The 17,371-nt window shown below is 37.6% G+C and carries 15 protein-coding genes; 8 read left to right on the top strand and 7 right to left on the bottom strand.

The genetic code is table 11. The annotated features are described in order from the left end of the window. Positions 1-15: 15 nt before the first annotated feature. Positions 16-762, bottom strand: coding sequence for a hypothetical protein (locus CA834_RS01980; RefSeq protein ID WP_094966983.1), 747 nt, complete (start codon positions 760-762; stop codon positions 16-18). An 83-nt stretch (positions 763-845) separates the two neighbouring features. Between CA834_RS01980 and CA834_RS01975 the strand changes: the two genes are divergently transcribed. The 8 genes from CA834_RS01975 to CA834_RS01940 all read left to right on the top strand — a co-directional run bounded on the left by CA834_RS01975 (position 846) and on the right by CA834_RS01940 (position 11,776). Then, complete coding sequence (locus CA834_RS01975; protein ID WP_094966982.1) at positions 846-1,493, top strand: thymidine kinase; 648 nt, start codon at positions 846-848, stop codon at positions 1,491-1,493. Continuing rightward, positions 1,486-2,592, top strand: a complete 1,107-nt coding sequence (gene alr, locus CA834_RS01970; protein ID WP_094966981.1) for an alanine racemase — start codon at positions 1,486-1,488, stop codon at positions 2,590-2,592. Before CA834_RS01975 ends, alr begins: the two co-directional genes overlap by 8 nt. A gap of 78 nt (positions 2,593-2,670) precedes the next feature. Beyond that, on the top strand, positions 2,671-3,072 hold the full coding sequence (gene mscL / locus CA834_RS01965) for a large-conductance mechanosensitive channel protein MscL (RefSeq protein ID WP_094966980.1): 402 nt from the start codon (positions 2,671-2,673) through the stop codon (positions 3,070-3,072). A gap of 170 nt (positions 3,073-3,242) precedes the next feature. Then, the gene (locus tag CA834_RS01960) at positions 3,243-4,232 is read left to right on the top strand and encodes an aspartate-semialdehyde dehydrogenase (protein WP_094966979.1); all 990 of its coding nucleotides are present in this window, start codon (positions 3,243-3,245) and stop codon (positions 4,230-4,232) included. A gap of 175 nt (positions 4,233-4,407) precedes the next feature. Then, complete coding sequence (locus tag CA834_RS01955) at positions 4,408-6,573, top strand: prolyl oligopeptidase family serine peptidase (protein WP_094966978.1); 2,166 nt, start codon at positions 4,408-4,410, stop codon at positions 6,571-6,573. A 362-nt stretch (positions 6,574-6,935) separates the two neighbouring features. Beyond that, the gene (locus CA834_RS01950) at positions 6,936-8,303 is read left to right on the top strand and encodes an SO2930 family diheme c-type cytochrome (RefSeq protein WP_094966977.1); all 1,368 of its coding nucleotides are present in this window, start codon (positions 6,936-6,938) and stop codon (positions 8,301-8,303) included. 10 nt (positions 8,304-8,313) lie between these two features. Beyond that, the gene (locus tag CA834_RS01945) at positions 8,314-10,794 is read left to right on the top strand and encodes an FG-GAP-like repeat-containing protein (RefSeq protein WP_094966976.1); all 2,481 of its coding nucleotides are present in this window, start codon (positions 8,314-8,316) and stop codon (positions 10,792-10,794) included. A 70-nt stretch (positions 10,795-10,864) separates the two neighbouring features. After that, the gene (locus CA834_RS01940) at positions 10,865-11,776 is read left to right on the top strand and encodes an ABC transporter ATP-binding protein (protein ID WP_094966975.1); all 912 of its coding nucleotides are present in this window, start codon (positions 10,865-10,867) and stop codon (positions 11,774-11,776) included. A 1-nt stretch (position 11,777) separates the two neighbouring features. On the opposite strand, the gene CA834_RS01935 is transcribed toward CA834_RS01940, so the two are convergent. From CA834_RS01935 to CA834_RS01910, 6 genes are read right to left on the bottom strand one after another with little or no spacing between them, the layout of a single operon-like run. Then, positions 11,778-14,027 (bottom strand): efflux RND transporter permease subunit, encoded by a 2,250-nt coding sequence (locus tag CA834_RS01935; protein WP_094966974.1) that lies wholly within the window; start codon positions 14,025-14,027, stop codon positions 11,778-11,780. A 4-nt stretch (positions 14,028-14,031) separates the two neighbouring features. Further along, complete coding sequence (locus CA834_RS01930) at positions 14,032-14,592, bottom strand: 4'-phosphopantetheinyl transferase family protein (protein ID WP_094966973.1); 561 nt, start codon at positions 14,590-14,592, stop codon at positions 14,032-14,034. Next, entirely contained in the window at positions 14,592-14,843 is a 252-nt protein-coding gene (locus CA834_RS01925; protein WP_094966972.1) for an acyl carrier protein, read from the bottom strand. The genes CA834_RS01930 and CA834_RS01925 overlap by 1 nt, the downstream gene beginning before the upstream one ends. Positions 14,844-14,865: 22 nt before the next feature. Next, positions 14,866-16,140, bottom strand: coding sequence for a beta-ketoacyl-[acyl-carrier-protein] synthase family protein (locus CA834_RS01920; RefSeq protein WP_094966971.1), 1,275 nt, complete (start codon positions 16,138-16,140; stop codon positions 14,866-14,868). Next, a complete protein-coding gene (locus CA834_RS01915) occupies positions 16,137-16,574 on the bottom strand; it encodes a 3-hydroxyacyl-ACP dehydratase FabZ family protein (protein WP_094966970.1) in 438 nt (145 codons plus the stop codon). Before CA834_RS01915 ends, CA834_RS01920 begins: the two co-directional genes overlap by 4 nt. A 1-nt stretch (position 16,575) precedes the next feature. Next, complete coding sequence (locus tag CA834_RS01910; protein WP_094966969.1) at positions 16,576-17,370, bottom strand: enoyl-ACP reductase FabI; 795 nt, start codon at positions 17,368-17,370, stop codon at positions 16,576-16,578. Position 17,371: the final 1 nt, after the last annotated feature.

Below are 17,371 nucleotides of genomic sequence, written 5' to 3'. Positions count from 1 at the left end.
ATAGGTAAATCATTTTTAGTTGAATTTACCTTCAACTATCTCCATAAACCGCTGCTCATAATCTTCTTTTCCTTCCCAATTGTTGTAATCGGGCTTTACCATTTGATTGATCAGTGATTGGGCGTCTGATAAACTAGGGGCAGTATTAATTTGTGAAACAACACGGTCATAATCTTCCCGTTTTCCTTCAAACAAATGCTTTATAAAGGCAAGTTTGTCATTAAGTCCAATCTGAAGTTGTTTTCCTTTTAATTTATCGTTTAAGGACGTTTTTGCCTTTTCGCTTTCACGCTTTTTAGCCTCTTCCAATGGTTCAAATTCAGGAATGCTCCCATACTCAGGGTTTATACTTTCAAACTCAACATTTGTCTTTGTTTCCTTTGGCAGGGTTTTCTCTAAGATGACGTCTACCTGTTGGGTCTCTTCAGGCATTTGTGCAACCATATCCTTAATCTTTTCCATAACAGGCTCCATAATATCGTCATCCTCTATGTCGTCCACATTGACATACACTTTGTTTTCTACTTCAATATTATCGCTGACCTTATTGTTGAATGCCGTATCTAGCATTTCAAAAAATGAGGAATCATTGCCGATGGTTGGCATTTTGTCATCAAAATTTTCTTGTGCAAATTTTAAAACCGTTAGCTTTTCATACAGCTTAGAAACTTCCTCATGCATTCTATCGACATCCTCTCGCCCCTTAAGTTTTAGAATCCTATGGGCAATGCTCACTAATTCTGATTCTAATTTCTTTTTCATCTATATTGCTTTTGTTTTTTAATAAATTTGCTTGACCTTTATACAAACGAATAATCGCCACGTTTTAATGCTAAATTTACGAAATGTTTCTCGAAAATACGGTAAATCATAAAGAACAATTTGGATGGATTGAGGTAATTTGTGGGTCAATGTTCTCCGGTAAAACTGAGGAATTAATTCGCCGATTAAAGCGTGCCAAATTCGCTAGGCAAAAGGTTGAGATATTTAAGCCAGCCGTTGATGTTAGGTACGATGATGAAATGGTCGTGTCTCATGATGAAAATGAAATACGCTCTACGCCTGTTCCTGCTGCAGCAAATATTCCCATTTTAGCAGATGGCTGTGATGTTGTCGGTATTGACGAAGCTCAATTTTTCGATGATGAAATTGTTCGCGTTTGTAATGATTTGGCAAACAAGGGTGTTCGAGTGATTGTAGCCGGATTAGATATGGATTTTAAAGGTAACCCATTCGGTCCGATGCCGTATCTCATGGCAACAGCAGAATATGTGACTAAGGTCCATGCCATTTGCACTAAAACCGGAAATTTAGCGCAATACAGCTATAGAAAATCAAAAAGTGACGACCTGGTTTTGCTGGGTGAGGTAGAAGAATATGAGCCGCTGAGTAGAGCGGCCTTCTACAAAAGTATGCTTAGGGACAAGATAAGGCAGATGAAAGTCAATGACGCAGAGGAAATCAACTCGAAAGAAAAAAAAGGAGATGCCTAAAGTCCAAGAAACCACCCTAGAGATTGATTTAAGGGCTTTAACCCATAATTTCAACTACTTAAAATCAAAACTACAACCCCAAACTAAGTTTCTAGCTGTTGTAAAGGCCTTTGCTTACGGAAGTGATTCTATAGCAGTAGCAAAGCAACTAGAAGCGTTAAATGTAGATTACTTTGCCGTCGCCTATGCCAAAGAAGGTGTTCTCTTACGAGATGCCGGCATAACTGTCCCTATTTTGGTTCTACATCCGCAACCTATAAATTTTAAAACCATTATAGATTGGTGTTTAGAGCCTAGTATTTATAGTGCCAAAATTTTAGATGAATTTATACAAACCGCTGAAGCATCTAAGCAAAATAAATATCCTGTTCACATTAAGTTTAATACGGGGCTTAACAGGCTTGGCTTTAGGCCAGGTAGTGTAGATACTATTATTTCAAAATTAGAATCTACCAGTGCTATCGTTGTGAAGTCTATTTTTTCACATCTTGCGGCAAGTGAAGATTTAAACGAGAGCACTTTCACCTCACAACAAATTTCCGACTTTAAGTCCATTGCCAAAAACTTTGAAGCTAAAGTGGGTTACAGGCCATGGTTACATCTTTGCAATACGTCAGGTGTGATAAATTATCCCGAAGCGCATCTAGACATGGTACGTTGCGGAATTGGTCTTTACGGCTTTGGGAATGCGGTAAAGGAAGACAAGGTATTAATACCTATTGCGCGATTAAAATCTATTATCTCACAGATTCATAAAATAGAGCCGCAGGAAACGGTAGGCTACAACCGTGCTTATCAAGCTAATGACTACGAAATGACCGCAACCATTCCTGTAGGCCATGCCGACGGCATAACACGACAATATGGACGTGGAAAAGGCTTTGTCATTATCAATGGCAAAAGAGCACCAATTATTGGCAATGTGTGTATGGATATGATAATGGTCAATGTCACAAATATTGAATGTAGAGAAGGTGACGAAGTTATAATTTTCGACGGCACACACAGAGCCAGTGATTTGGCGGAATCTGCTAATACTATATCTTATGAGGTTATTACTGCGGTTTCCCAACGTGTGAAACGCAGCTTCATTAGCTAAATACTTTTATTAAAATTTTAACATTTAAGTTTTTTCTATATTTTAGTCATCAATTAACCATTAAAACACTAACGGATTATGCTTAAAGAATTTAAAGAATTTGCAATGAAAGGCAATCTAGTCGATATTGCAGTAGGTTTTGTAATGGGTGCTGCTTTTAAGGAAGTTGTAACGGCATTCACAGGAGGAATAGTATCACCCCTTGTTGGTTTGATTTTTAATTCAGATTTTAAAGCCCTTAGATATAAATTAAGAGATGGTGCGTTAAACGATACCAATGAAATGGTAGGTGAAGTATGGCTAGAGTATGGTACCTTTTTAACAAATGTTATTGACTTTATTATTGTAGCCTTTGTTATGTTCATGGTCGTTAAGGGTGTTAATAAAATGAAGAAAAAAGAAGAGCCCGCACCGGAACCACCAGCTGGTCCAACACAAGAAGAGTTATTATCAGAAATTAGAGACTTATTAAAAAAATAAAAATTAGCGACACCGCTACACTACATTTTAGTTTAATTAAACCCAGACCACTTGGTCTGGGTTATTTTTTATGTGCACTTAATAATTTACTGTTTTTGGGAGTTTTTTATCATTTGTGATGCCAAAAAAATTATTTAAAAAATCTACTTTTGTCTTCTAAATTTGGTCTTATGAAAATAGCCGTAGTTGGTGCAACAGGATTGGTGGGCAGCGTTATGCTAAAGGTGTTAGAGGAGCGCAATTTTTCAATTGATGAGCTTTTGGTGGTGGCATCAGAACGTTCGGTAGGAAAAACAATCTCTTTTAGAGGTAAGGATTATACAGTTATTAGTATCCCTGATGCCATTTCTGAACGCCCTGATATTGCGTTATTTTCAGCCGGCGGAGGAACCTCACTTGAATGGGCTCCTAAATTTGCGGAAGTTGGTACAACGGTAATTGACAACTCTTCTGCTTGGAGGATGGACTTAAACAAAAAATTGGTTGTTCCAGAAATCAACGCCCACCAACTCGTTAAAGAAGATAAAATTATAGCCAATCCCAATTGCTCAACCATACAAATGGTTATGGCGTTAGCACCCCTTCACAAAGCCTATAAAATAAAGCGCATAGTTGTGTCTACCTATCAATCCGTTTCTGGCACTGGGGTAAAAGCCGTTGAACAATTAGAAAATGAAATCGCTGGTAAAAAAGGTGAAATGGCCTACCCATACCCTATTCACAAAAATGCCATACCGCACTGTGATGTGTTTGAAGAAAATGGCTACACGAAGGAAGAAATGAAATTGGTACGAGAAACCCAGAAAATTCTGGACGATACATCTATTGCTGTAACTGCCACTGCGGTGAGGATTCCAACTGCTGGTGGGCATAGTGAATCTGTTAATGTAGAATTTGAAAACGATTTTGATTTAAATGAAGTCAGGAAACTTTTGAGCAATACTGATGGTATTGTTGTGCAAGACAATCTTGATGTTAATATGTACCCCATGCCAATTTATGCCAATGGTAAAGATGAGGTTTTCGTTGGACGAATTCGCCGAGATACGTCTCAACCAAATAGTTTAAACCTTTGGATTGTAAGCGACAACTTAAGAAAAGGGGCCGCCACAAATACGGTACAAATTGCAGAATATCTCGTTTCAAAAGGGTTGATTTAAGTTGGCCATAGTTGTCATGCTGCTATCCAAATAGCTGTATGATTCAATATGTTAATCCCTTTTTGTATAAACCCATGTGCTTGCAGATATCTTAAATTATTTTTCGTGATATATTTTATAACCTACACTTTAAGTTATTATCTTGTGAAACAACTTTTTTCTAAATTTTCTTATCATGAAAAGAATACTTTTGCTAGCCATTACACTTTGTATTTTTGTATCCTGCAAAAATGAACCTGAAACGTCTAAAGCTATAGCTGTGACTTACCCGGAAACAACAAAAACAGATACCGTTGATACCTATTTTGGCGTTGACGTTGAAGACCCTTATCGATGGTTAGAGGATGACCGAAGTGAAGCTACCGAAGCTTGGGTAAAAAGTCAAAACGAAGTAACCTTTGGATATCTTAACAACATTCCTTATCGCGAAGAACTAAAGACTCGGCTGTCGAAATTATGGAATTATGAAAAAATTGGAGCCCCTTTTAAAGAGGGGGATTACACCTATTATAGCAAAAATGACGGACTCCAAAACCAATACGTTATTTACCGTTACAAAACAGGTGAAGACCCTTCAACTGCCCAAGTCTTTTTAGACCCAAACACGTTCAAGGAAGATGGTACAATTTCCTTAGGAGGTCTTAGTTTTTCAAAAAATGGCAAAATATTAGCCTACTCTATTTCAGAGGGCGGTAGCGATTGGCGTAAAATTTTAGTCATGGATGTAGAATCCAAAGAGATAATTGAAGACACGCTGGTAGATATCAAATTCAGTGGTATGTCCTGGTACAAAAATGAGGGCTTCTATTACTCAAGCTATGACAAGCCAAAAGGAAGTGAATTATCTGCAAAAACAGATCAACACAAAGTGTACTATCACAAGCTAGGTACCAAACAATCGGATGACCAATTGATCTACGGTGGCACGCCTGATGAAAAACACCGTTATATCTATGGTAGTGTTACTGAAGACGACCGCTATTTAATTATTACGCCAAGAGTTTCAACTTCTGGAAACAAATTGTTGATAAAAGACTTAACGACGCCAAATTCAGAATTTGTTACCATTTTAGACCACACTAATAGTGACTCCAATATTATAGAAAATGAAGGCACAAAACTCTTCATAATGACCAATTTAAATGCCCCAAACCAAAAAATTGTTACTGTAGATGCCTCCAATCCTGCTCCAGAGAATTGGATAGACTTTATCCCAGAAACTGAGAATGTGCTAAGTCCATCAACTGGTGGCGGCTATTTCTTTGCTGAATATATGGTAGATGCGGTATCTAAAGTGTTGCAGTACGATTATAACGGTAAGCTCGTTCGTGAAGTAGCATTACCCGGAGTTGGCTCGGCAGGTGGTTTTGGCGCCAAAAAAGAAGAATCTGAATTATATTATTCCTTTACCAATTATGTAACACCTGGAAGTATTTATAAGTACGATATTGAAAGTGGAACCTCTGAATTATTTCGCAAACCTGCCATAGATTTTAATCCAGAGGATTACGAAAGCAACCAAGTGTTCTACGCCTCCAAAGACGGTACTAAGGTTCCTATGATAATCACCCACAAAAAAGGTTTGGAGCTCAACGGTAAAAATCCGACAATTCTTTACGGATATGGTGGTTTTAACGTAAGCGAAACACCTCGGTTTAGCATTGCCAATGCAGTTTGGATGGAGCAAGGTGGTATTTATGCTGTACCAAACATAAGAGGTGGCGGTGAATATGGTAAAGCTTGGCACGACGCTGGAACCCAAATGAAAAAGCAAAATGTATTTGATGACTTTATTGCAGCTGCAGAATATCTTATCGAAAACAATTACACCTCCCCCGATTATTTGGCCATTAGAGGGGGTTCTAATGGGGGCTTGTTAGTTGGTGCTACAATGACACAACGTCCCGATTTAATGAAAGTAGCGCTCCCTGCCGTAGGTGTTTTAGACATGTTGCGTTACCACACTTTTACTGCTGGTGCTGGTTGGGCCTATGATTACGGTACGGCAGAAGATAGCAAAGAAATGTTTGAATATTTAAAAGGCTACTCTCCTGTTCACAATGTAAAGGAAGGCGTTGAATATCCGGCAACTTTAATCACAACAGGAGATCATGATGATAGGGTTGTACCTGCCCATAGCTTTAAGTTTGCTGCAGAACTTCAAGCCAAGCAATCTGGGAACAATCCTACACTTATTAGAATAGAAACAGATGCTGGCCATGGTGCTGGAACCCCAGTTAGTAAAACTTTAGAGCAATATGCAGACATATTCGGGTTTACACTTTACAATATGGGGTTTGATGTCTTGCCAAGTAAAACTAAAGAAAAGGTAAAAGGGTAATAAGAATAGACCAAGGAATTTTTCCTGTAAAATGATGAAAGATTCCGCAAGCCTCTTCTTTCAATTAAGGACACTACAGGCAGCATAAACTTTAATCTTTAAAGTATTTTAAGAAGTGGGCGTATAAGTAAAAAAGCCTTAAGATGTTTAAACATAATGGTTTTTGGGCCTAGTTAATTTAAAGCCATTATCTGTAATTATCATTTTGGATTGCTATTTCTCTTGGAATACAACTCCTTTAAAATGCATTTAAACCCTTAGCTATAAGGGCTTTTAAAAAAAAGTCTTAGATTTACCTTCGTTTCGAATAAATAAAAGTAGAATACTAGTTCTACATTTTTCGATTGAAAAATATAGTGTCTATGCTAAAAAAATACTTAGGGAAATGCCTTGGCCTAATCTGTTTATTTGCTATATCTTGTGCTAAGGATGACAGTATCACACCATTGAACATTGAACTGAGCTCAGATACAATTACACTTACTCAAAATAGCTCAATAGATATTTTTGTGTTTTTAAATGATGCCAATATTCCGCCCTCGAGTCAATTCAACATAACTAACCCAACCAAAGGAACGGCTCAAATTCTAGACCTAAATAATACTCCAAATAATCTCCTTGATGATATTGTACGTTATGAGGCTTACCCTAATGAAACCGGAGGAGATTCCTTTGAATATACCATTTGCAATGGCACTGAAAATTGTGAGACCACTACTGTTAACATAACTATTACTAGTGCCAGTACAGTGAATTTCAATTTGGCAGAGATGCCTTATAGCACTCTTTCCGAATACGGTTTCTTTGCAGGTGATATGAAAAACCTAGAGCCTACTTTTGGCATTCTTCCCTACTCCTTGAATTCTAAATTATTTAGTGATTACGCCAAAAAGAAACGCTTTGTTTGGTTGCCAAATAACACCAGGGCTAGCTACGTTAACGACGATACGCACTTGGAGTTTCCGGTTGGTGCCATCTTAATAAAGAATTTTTACTATGAAAACGTGCTTCCAGATAACGACACCAAAATCATAGAAACACGTCTGATGATAAAGAAGGCTGAAGGTTGGGATTTTGCTAATTACGTTTGGAACGATGAACAAAGTGAAGCGTTTTTCGACCTCAACGGAAGTACTGTAAATATAGAATGGCTTGAAAATGGTACAACGAATTCAGTAGACTATAGAATCCCATCGGGGGCAAAATGTTTCACATGTCATAAAATCATGGAAATAGCAGAGCCTATAGGGCCTAAACCTAGAAATTTAAACCGTGATTATAATTACGATGATGGTTTAAAAAACCAACTCAATAAGTGGGTTGAGTTTGGCTATCTCGACGATGCTTTACCTGCTTTGGTTTCAACTCTCCCTGATTACAGTGATGAATCACAGCCCATTGAAATGAGGGTTAGAGCATATTTAGACATTAATTGTGCTCACTGTCACTCGGAAGAAACACATTGTGCCTACAGGCCTCTTAGGTTAGATTTTAGTGACACTAATAATTATACCAATATGGGTGTTTGTGTAGATCCCGATACAGATTTAGAGGAGGGGTTGGGCCATATTATTGAACCAGGAGACGCCCGTCAATCTGTGCTTCATTATAGAATAAGCTCTATAGACCCTTCGTTGAGGATGCCACTTCTTGGAAGAACCTTAATGCATACTGAAGGGATTGCCTTAATTGAAGAATGGATAGACTCCTTAAATACAGAATGTAACTAAATTTAGACATATGAAAAAAACATTACTATTCACGTTATTCCTTGCTATAAGTTTAAATGCATTTGCACAGGTAATTAACCAACCAGCAGCTTGGCCCAATGAAAACTGGACTTTAACAGGACAGTTTGATGCTAATTTTCTGGATGAAAATCCTACTGTTAGTAATGGCTCTTCTTCCTTTTCGTTCAACGACGATGCGCCTGGCAGTGCTTCAAACAATACGATTGCAGCTGAATCACCGGTGATAAATTTGACAGATGCATTTAATGCGAATGAAACTGAATTAACCGTTAGCTTTACTTATGTCTTTAATATTTTCCAGGGTGGCCAGGATTTATTTTTGCAATATTGGAATGCAGATTCTAGTACTTGGGAAAATTGGGAGGAATCACTACAAGATAATTCAAGTGCGCAAAACAGTTTTTGTAGTTCTTCTAGCGGTTCATTTTCAAGCTCCCTATTAGACATTTCAGGGTTTACTGCTAATCAACTCCAAAATTTTCAATATCGTATTTTTTATAATGATAATTTAACGTGGGGCTGGGGTTTTTGTGTGGATTCTCCCACCATTAATTCCACATCTCCTCCCGCTTGTCCCAATGTTTTAAATCTCAGCGTAAGCAATGTTACTGCCAATAGCGCAATTGTAAATTGGAGCCCTGGCACTAATGAGACCTCTTGGGAGGTCGCCTTGAGATTTCCTGGCGAAGGCACTCCTTCTTCCGGAACTTCGACTTCAAATTTGTCCTTCTCCTTTTCTAATCTGTCCCAAGAAACTGATTATATCGCTTATGTAAGAGCAAATTGCTTAACGGATGGTTTCAGTAGTTGGGAAACTGTAAACTTCACTACAGGGACAGATTTGTCTGGATATCCTGTAACATTTACTCCAAATCCTATAAATGCTCCCGAAACATACGATATTGCATTAGTAGACCTTAATGGCGATTTTTTAGACGACGTAGTTTCTGTCGGCAGAACCGATATAAACGTGAATTACCAATTAGCTTCAGGAGGTTTTAACCAAGTAAATATTACCACCTCTTTTGCCAATCACTTACCTACTTGGAGTTTAGCCGCAGGTGATTTTGATGGTAATGGCTATAACGATTTATTGTACGGTTCTGGGAATGGCGTAACCTTTATGAAAGCTAATAATGATGGAACCGGTTACACTGAAATATCAGGGCCAGAAGATGTCTTTTCTCAGCGTTCTAACTTTATAGATATCAATAATGATGGTCATTTAGACGCTTTTGTTTGTCATGATATTGAAGCAAATGTATATTACATAAATGATGGTTCTGGAAATTTAACCTTTTATCAAGGGCGCTCCCCAGGAGTGGTGCCAAACGGTCTAGGACTAACGCCAGGTGGCGGTAATTACGGTACAGTTTGGATAGACTATGACAATGACCGCGATATGGATTTGTTTATTGCAAAGTGTCGTGGTGGTTCTACGACCATAAGCACAAACGAATTATGGCGTAATGACGGTAATGGTGTTTTTGTTAATGTGGCTGACAGTAACGGCTGGTATGACACAAATTATCCAACTGATGGACACGATAATTCATCGAATCTAGGTGACAATGTTCAAACCTGGTCATCAGCTTGGGCCGATTTTGATAACGATGGTGATATGGATGTTTATGTGGGAGCTAGCAGCCTTGCTAATGGTGACTCCAAGCTAATGCGAAATAATGGTGACGGTACGTTTACAGACGTTACTTCAGGTTCTGGCGTTTTAGATGCACAATTAGGCATCGAAAACGCCCCAGTAGATTTTGATAATGACGGATTTGTAGATATTTTGTCAAATGGTGATGTTCTGTTTAACAATGGTGATTTTACCTTCACTAATTACCCAAATAATATGCCCCCTACGGGAGCTATTGGAGATGTCAATAATGACGGATTCCTAGATGTGTTTAGAAGTGGAACTCTCTACGTTAATAATGCCAATTCTAATAATTGGGTTAAAATCAATACAGTTGGAACTGTAAGTAATATCAACGGTATCGGTGCAAGAGTTGAGCTTCATACGCCAAGCGGAATACAAATAAGGGATGTTAGGAGTGGTGAAGGTTTTGAATTTATGAGTAGTTTAAATACTCATTTTGGACTAGGGACTGAAACCGCAATTGATAACATTACTATCTATTGGCCATCAGGTATTATTGATGTTATTACAAACCCGGATATCAATATAGCACACACTATTGTTGAGGGTGCGTCCTTGAGCATTATAGACGAAGAATTGGCGGATGTATCTATTTATCCTAATCCAGTAGATGATGTATTAATGATTACAACAACTGCAGCTTTAGTTGGAAGAATTGCAACCGTCTTTGATATTAACGGAAAGCGCGTGCTTAATTTAAAGCTTAATTCTGATGCTCTAGATGTTTCTTATTTAGAAAGTGGTATTTACTTTTTGCGATTAGAGTCTAATGGTAAAAGCATCAAACGAAAGTTTATTAAGAAGTAATTGATTCAATCCATAAGTGAGAACACCGCTTGAAAAATTTCAGGCGGTTTTTTTATACTATTTTTACAGCATGCTAAGGGTAGAACAGGTCAGTTTTGGGTATTCTAAAACCCATGTTTTAGATAATATCAACTTTACGGTGGAGCAAGGTGAAAACCTTGCCATTATCGGCGAAAGCGGGTCTGGAAAAAGCACTCTACTTAAACTTATATACGGTGAATACGATTTAGAACAGGGGCAAATTTGGTGGAAAGATACCGAAATAAAGGGGCCTAAATACAACTTGGTCATTGGATACGGCTTCATGAAATATGTGACACAGGAGTTTGATTTAATGCCGTATACTAGTGTTGAGAATAATATAGGTAAATATTTGTCTCGATTTAACCTTGAAAAACGTCAACAACGCATTAACGAACTCATTGATGTTGTTGAGCTTAAAGCGTTTGCAAAACGAAAGGTGAAAACATTGAGTGGTGGGCAAAAACAACGTGTGGCACTAGCTAGAGCGCTGGCCAAAGAACCCGATATTTTATTACTAGATGAACCCTTCAGTCATATTGATAACTTTAAAAAACAATCCCTACGACGCAGTGTCTTTAATTACTTAAAGAAAAATGCCATCACCTGCATTGTAGCTACCCATGACAAATACGATGTTTTGGGTTTTGCAGATACCATGCTCGTATTGCATGATAGGACCATATTAGCCACTGGTAGTCCACAAGAATTATACAATAACCCAAAGTCTGGATTGGTCGCTTCGTTCTTTGATGAATTTTCAATTATCAATGATAAAATTTACTATCCCCATCAACTTAAAATAACGGAAGTCTCAGATTTTAAGGCCCTGGTAAAAGACTCTTATTTTAATGGTAAGACCTGGTTGATTGCAGTGGAATATAACTCAAGAACACTATTGATTGAGCATACGACTAAAATAAATTCGGGTACGGAGGTTTACTTTAAAATTAGACCATAACCTATTTATCTAATCTCTTTAAAAGAGAAGGTAAATAGAAGATGTCTGTAAGTAAAGCAATTGCTACAGTAACAGCACAGAGTAATCCAAAGTTCCTAACGGAAGGCACTGCACTTGATGCTATAATTAAAAATCCTGCCACCAAGGCAATTGTTGTTGAAAATAAAGCACTCCCCGTGTAATGCATCGCTTTATTAATGCGCTGTTCAGCTGAGCCCCTAATTTTTTTGCTCCGCCTATATTTATAAACCAAATGAATAGTGTCATCCATGGCTATGCCCAGCATAATAGGTGTAATCATGGCGGTAGAAACATCTAAAGGAATATTTAAAAGGCTCATAAAAATGGCGAGAATCGCTAAGGGCAGAATATTAGGAATAAGCACCAAAATGGTACTTCTCAAACTTTTTATAAAATGCCATAGACATAAAAAGGCCACAAAAAATGCAGCAAAAAAGGATTTAAATTGGGTCTCGAGAATGAAGTTATTCAATTGGGCAAAAACCACTGAAAAACCATTCACTTTAATATCATATTCCTCTTGATTAAAAGAAGATTCAAAATCAGAATTAATATTAGAAAGTAAGGTTTCTAATTCTGAGGTTTTTAATTCTTTAACACCAATGGTGATGCCTGCAGTTTTAAAATCTTTAGAAAAGAATGTGTAAAAGTCTTGGCTCTTGTCACCAATACTGCCAATAGTTTCTGCTATGCTCTCTTTTGAAAGATTAGATTGAAACAGAACTGGTGTCCTTTTTTCTAAAAAATTCTTCAAGTTGACCACAGAAACTGGTGTGCTCATAAATTTATTCCTCTCGAGTTTGGTCTGAAACGATTCTAGCTGTTTCAAAGGCTCGGACTTTAGCATAGTCTCTGTTTTAGAGGTAATGTTAAGTTGTAAGCGCGAGCTACTTTTTAATTTTTGCTCAACATATCGAAGGTCCTCCTTTGCCTGTCCTTCGGCGAGTAGGTCTAAAGAATTGGTATCAATATTAACCTTGAAAACAGAATACAATCCAAAAATTAAAATTAGAGAAGAAAATATAATAATGCTGTTTTTGTATTGTGTTGTGATATTGTTGAGCCAGTCAATGGTGCGGCTTTGTGAATAGCGTTTCCAACTTAAAACAGGTTTGGCCTTTTCAAAATCCAAGTTGACATAACTAAAGCCAATAATGGTTATCACATAAACTAAAGCAAAGGCTAATAACAATCCAATACAGGTAAAAATACCCATATTCTTGAACGCTGGCAACGGAGATAAATACAGGGCGAAATAACCAACAAAGGTCGTCAAGGTTGTATAAAAACAAGGTGTAAAGCTCTTTAGTACCGCGAGGGACATCAACTGCTGTTTGGACATGCTTTTTTGCACTAAGCCTTCTTTATGATAGATATTGATAATATGTACTGCATCACTAACACTATACACCATTAAAATGGTTGGAATAAGCATAGAAATCATATTCAAGGCGAATCCAAATGAGGTGATTATACCAAAAAGTAAGGTTATTGGTGCAGCAACAGATAGTAACGCCATAAAAAGATAGCGTTTGCTAGGTAGTAAAAACAGCAGCATAATAGCAATAACCAAAACAGTGAGTACACCAAAAACTAAACTCTCCTTATAAATCCCTCTACTGTATGCTTCATTAAGAACTGGTGCGCCAGATAAGTAATAATCATCATAATACAACTCAATAATGGTTTTGATATCTCCTGCTATAACTTCGCGCTGTTCTTCAATAGAAGGGGTGGGATTTAGCTGTATGTAGAAAAATAGGTGTTTGTAATCATCTGTAACGAGTTGCGCGCTTATATTTGGGAGTTTCTTAAATAGACTTTTTAATCCTTTTTCACTCCGTTGGGCGTTATATAAATCCTCAAAAACAATTTTTTTATTAGCATAAATAGGATATTTGGCTTTTGCCAAACTAAAGGACGTTTTTACATACCATAACGAATCAATAGCTTGATGAAGTTCCTTTAGTCTATCGATATTTTTCTCCTCTAGAGCATTTTCAACAGGAACCATCCCGACAAAAATCTCATCCGAACCAAATTCTTCCTGATAATCAATATAGGCTTTATAGCTTGGGTTGTCTTCCAAAAACCAAATGGACAAAGAATTATCTACAGTTAACTTTTGAACTGTTTGATAAGCAGAAAAAGCCATAGCCAACGCTAGAATTGCGATAATTACAACTCTATACTTAATAATCTTAGCTATGCTAACTTCTAATAGTTTCATTTTATTAAAGCGCTATAGCCCCAAAATTTCCATGATGCGTCATACTAACATGTATTATTTCAGAATTGTAAATCACCTTTGGAATTCCATATTTGCATTTTTTAAAATTCAAATTAGGCCTATTTGTATTGTATAGTTTTGAAACCATTTCTAACAATCTTGATTTTAAAAGTTCGCTCTGGATTTTGGGGTTTTTATCATGAAATAATACAACATCATAAGTCATTTTGTTCACGCTGAGGCGCGCTTCAGATAAGATATATAGCGACGTTAGTTTTGTTTTGACATTACATTGAAAGTCTTCATAACAGACTATTGCTTTTGAGTTTTCAATAGTACATTGAAAAGCTCTCGGGCTGTAGAAACGACTTGGTGATGTTTGTGTGTAGAGTTTATAGGCGGATTCTTTCATGGTCCATAAACGCCAAACCATTAAAAAAGGGCTTGGGGAATCGTGAATCAATTGTTGCTCCTCTGAGGTGAAAAGCTTTTCTAAAAATCGTGGTCGTTGCCAATTAGAATACTTTTTAGCCTCACGAATATCGACAATGTCATTGCCTACCATCAGGCTTCAAGCTTGGCATTCACGATGGCCATGGCCGACTTCACATCGAGCATTTTTTCCATGTCCTCATTTTCTAATCGAATATCAAATTCATCTTCAATATCTAAAATGATATCTACCAAATTAGCTGAGTTGATTTTTAAATCCTTTACAAAATCAGTGTCTTCCGATAGTTTTTTAAATGCCTCTTCATCCTGAACATAGGGTGCAATGATAGCCTTGAGTTTGGTAATCAGTTCATCTTTTGTCATAGTGCGCTTTTATTAGGTAAAGTTACGCTATAAATCGCTTAAATAAAACACAGGCATTAACATCGCCAAAACCAAAACTAGCCTTGGCGATTACATTAAACTTTAAATCGAGTTTCTGTTTGGGGATACGAGCTGAGGTTATTAAGGTCTCTATTTCTGGATGTAAATCTTCACAATTAATATTTGGGGCTACAAATTCGTGTTTTAGTTGAATCACACTAGCCACACACTCAATAGCACCAGCAGCCGCTAAACAATGACCTACTAAAGACTTGGTGGAGTTTATATAGGGAAATTGGTCACCTGAGCGTTCTAAAGCATTCGACCAATTTTCTATTTCCAAGGTATCTTTTGATGTAGCTGTGAGATGGCCATTAATAACCTCAACCTCTTCAGGTTCTATACCGGAATTTTTTATGGCCTTTGTAATACAGCGTTGAACAGCCTGAGGATTCGGAGCCGTTAGGGTTCCTCCTTGGCGTTGACCACCTGAATTAATCTCGCCGCCTAACACCTCCGCATAAATTTTAGCACCTCGTTCAAGGGCACTTTCCAAGGATTCTAAGACCAAAGCTCCTGCACCACTGCCAGGCACAAAACCCGAAGCTGAAGCACTCATAGGCCTGGAACCTTCCTCTGGATTGTTATTGTATTTATAGGTCATAACACGCATAGCATCAAATCCGCCCCAAACATAAGGGCCGTGGTCACTACAGCTACCAACTAGCATACGCTTTGCTTTTCCATTTTGGATACGATCAAACCCCATCAACAAGGCTTCGGTTCCCGTAGTACATGCTGACGAATTTGTGGTGACTTGATTTCCAAAACCAAGCATTCCGCTTAAATAAGCACTAATACCACTTGCCATAGTTTGCAAAACCACAGTGCTTCCTAATCGTCGAACATTGCCTTCGTCTAATTTATAAATGGCCTCTCTGAATTTTTCAACTCCAGAAGTCCCTGTACCAAAAACGAGACCTGTATCATAATCTAATGTACTTTCAGGATTCATTTCAAAGCCCGCATCTTTCCAAGCATCAATACCAGCAATACAACCGTACAAAATGCCTGAACTGTTAAGCCCTCGTAACTGTAATTCCGTAAAATATGCTGCAGTTAGTTCTTCTGAAATTTTAGGAATGCCCCCAATTTGGCAGGAAAAATTTAAGTCTTTAAGGTTTTGGTGAAATGTAATTCCTGACTTTCCAGTTTTTAAGGCTTCTGTAAATTTAGTAATGCCTACACCATTTGGTGCCACAACTCCTAAACCGGTTATGACGACACGTTGTTTCATACCTTCAACATTCCTGAAATGGTTCCCCGACACACTAATTCATTATTTTGATTCAACATCTTTACCTTGCATTTCAACTTGTTAAAACGAAAGACTTCTTTTTCTGAAATTACAACAACCTTTTCTTTCGGCAAAACCGGAAGGTAAAAATCCATTTGATGTGAGGTCAATGCTATTTGTGGTTTCACAGAGTCTTTTAATTCATCTTTTAGTAAATAAATACCCAAACACACTAAGCCAATTTGAGCCATACATTCTGTAAGAATAACACCAGGTGTTATTGGGTTGTCCTTAAAATGCCCTTCATAAAATGGTTCGTTTTCTTTAAATGTATAATGACCAGTAACAGCATCTTCAGAGATTGAATCAATACCATCAACAAATAGAAAGGGCTTTTGGTAGGGTAAAAGCGAAATGATTTCTGTCGTTCTCATATTAGCTCAAATGTTCGCCTCCGTCAACTGGAATTGTAGCGCCTGTAATCCAAGAGGCTTCATCTTTACTCAGTAAATACACTGCATTCGCTGCGTCTTCTGGCAAGGTTAGGCGTTTATTTGGGTTTCGCTTTAGGGTATATTCTATAATTTTATCGCTTCCAGGAATCATTCGTAAGGACGATGTATCCGTTACACCTGCCTGAATACAGTTCGCCTTTATGCCGTATGGAGCGAATTCTAAAGCTATACTTCGTGTAAGCGCCTCTAAGGTTACTTTTGCAGCGGAAACGGCTGCATAATTTTGCCAAGCTTTTGTGTTCCCTTCACTTGTAAAACTTATAATCCGGGTGTCCTTTGAAAATAATTTTGCATCAAAAAGGGCTTTGGTCCAATCGTATAAACTAATGCCCATGGCATTGATGGTTAAGGCAAAGTCGTCATTTTTAAGAACAGGTTTTTCATCAGAAACCATTGGTTTTAAATTTCCTTTGGCCACACTATGCACCAAGACTCTAATCTTGTGATCTTTTCCAAAAACCACTTTCAATTCTTCTAGGATAGCGTCTCGTTTTTCAGGGTTAAAGGCATCAGTATTAAAGGCTTTAAATTTAATGGGTTCTTGCTTTATGATTTCAAACTCGGCTTGAATTTCACCCTCTTGCATTCTAGAATTTCGATGTACAATACAGATATTCATGCCGTGCTTGGCTAACTTTTTGGCAGTAGCCAAACCCAAGCCACTGCTTCCGCCAAGAATTAAAGCCCAATAATTTTTATCTTGAAATTCCTTCATG

The organism is Winogradskyella aurantia, from assembly GCF_002266855.1.
Taxonomy (GTDB): domain Bacteria; phylum Bacteroidota; class Bacteroidia; order Flavobacteriales; family Flavobacteriaceae; genus Winogradskyella; species Winogradskyella aurantia.
This window is presented reverse-complemented; position numbering and strand designations above follow the sequence as displayed.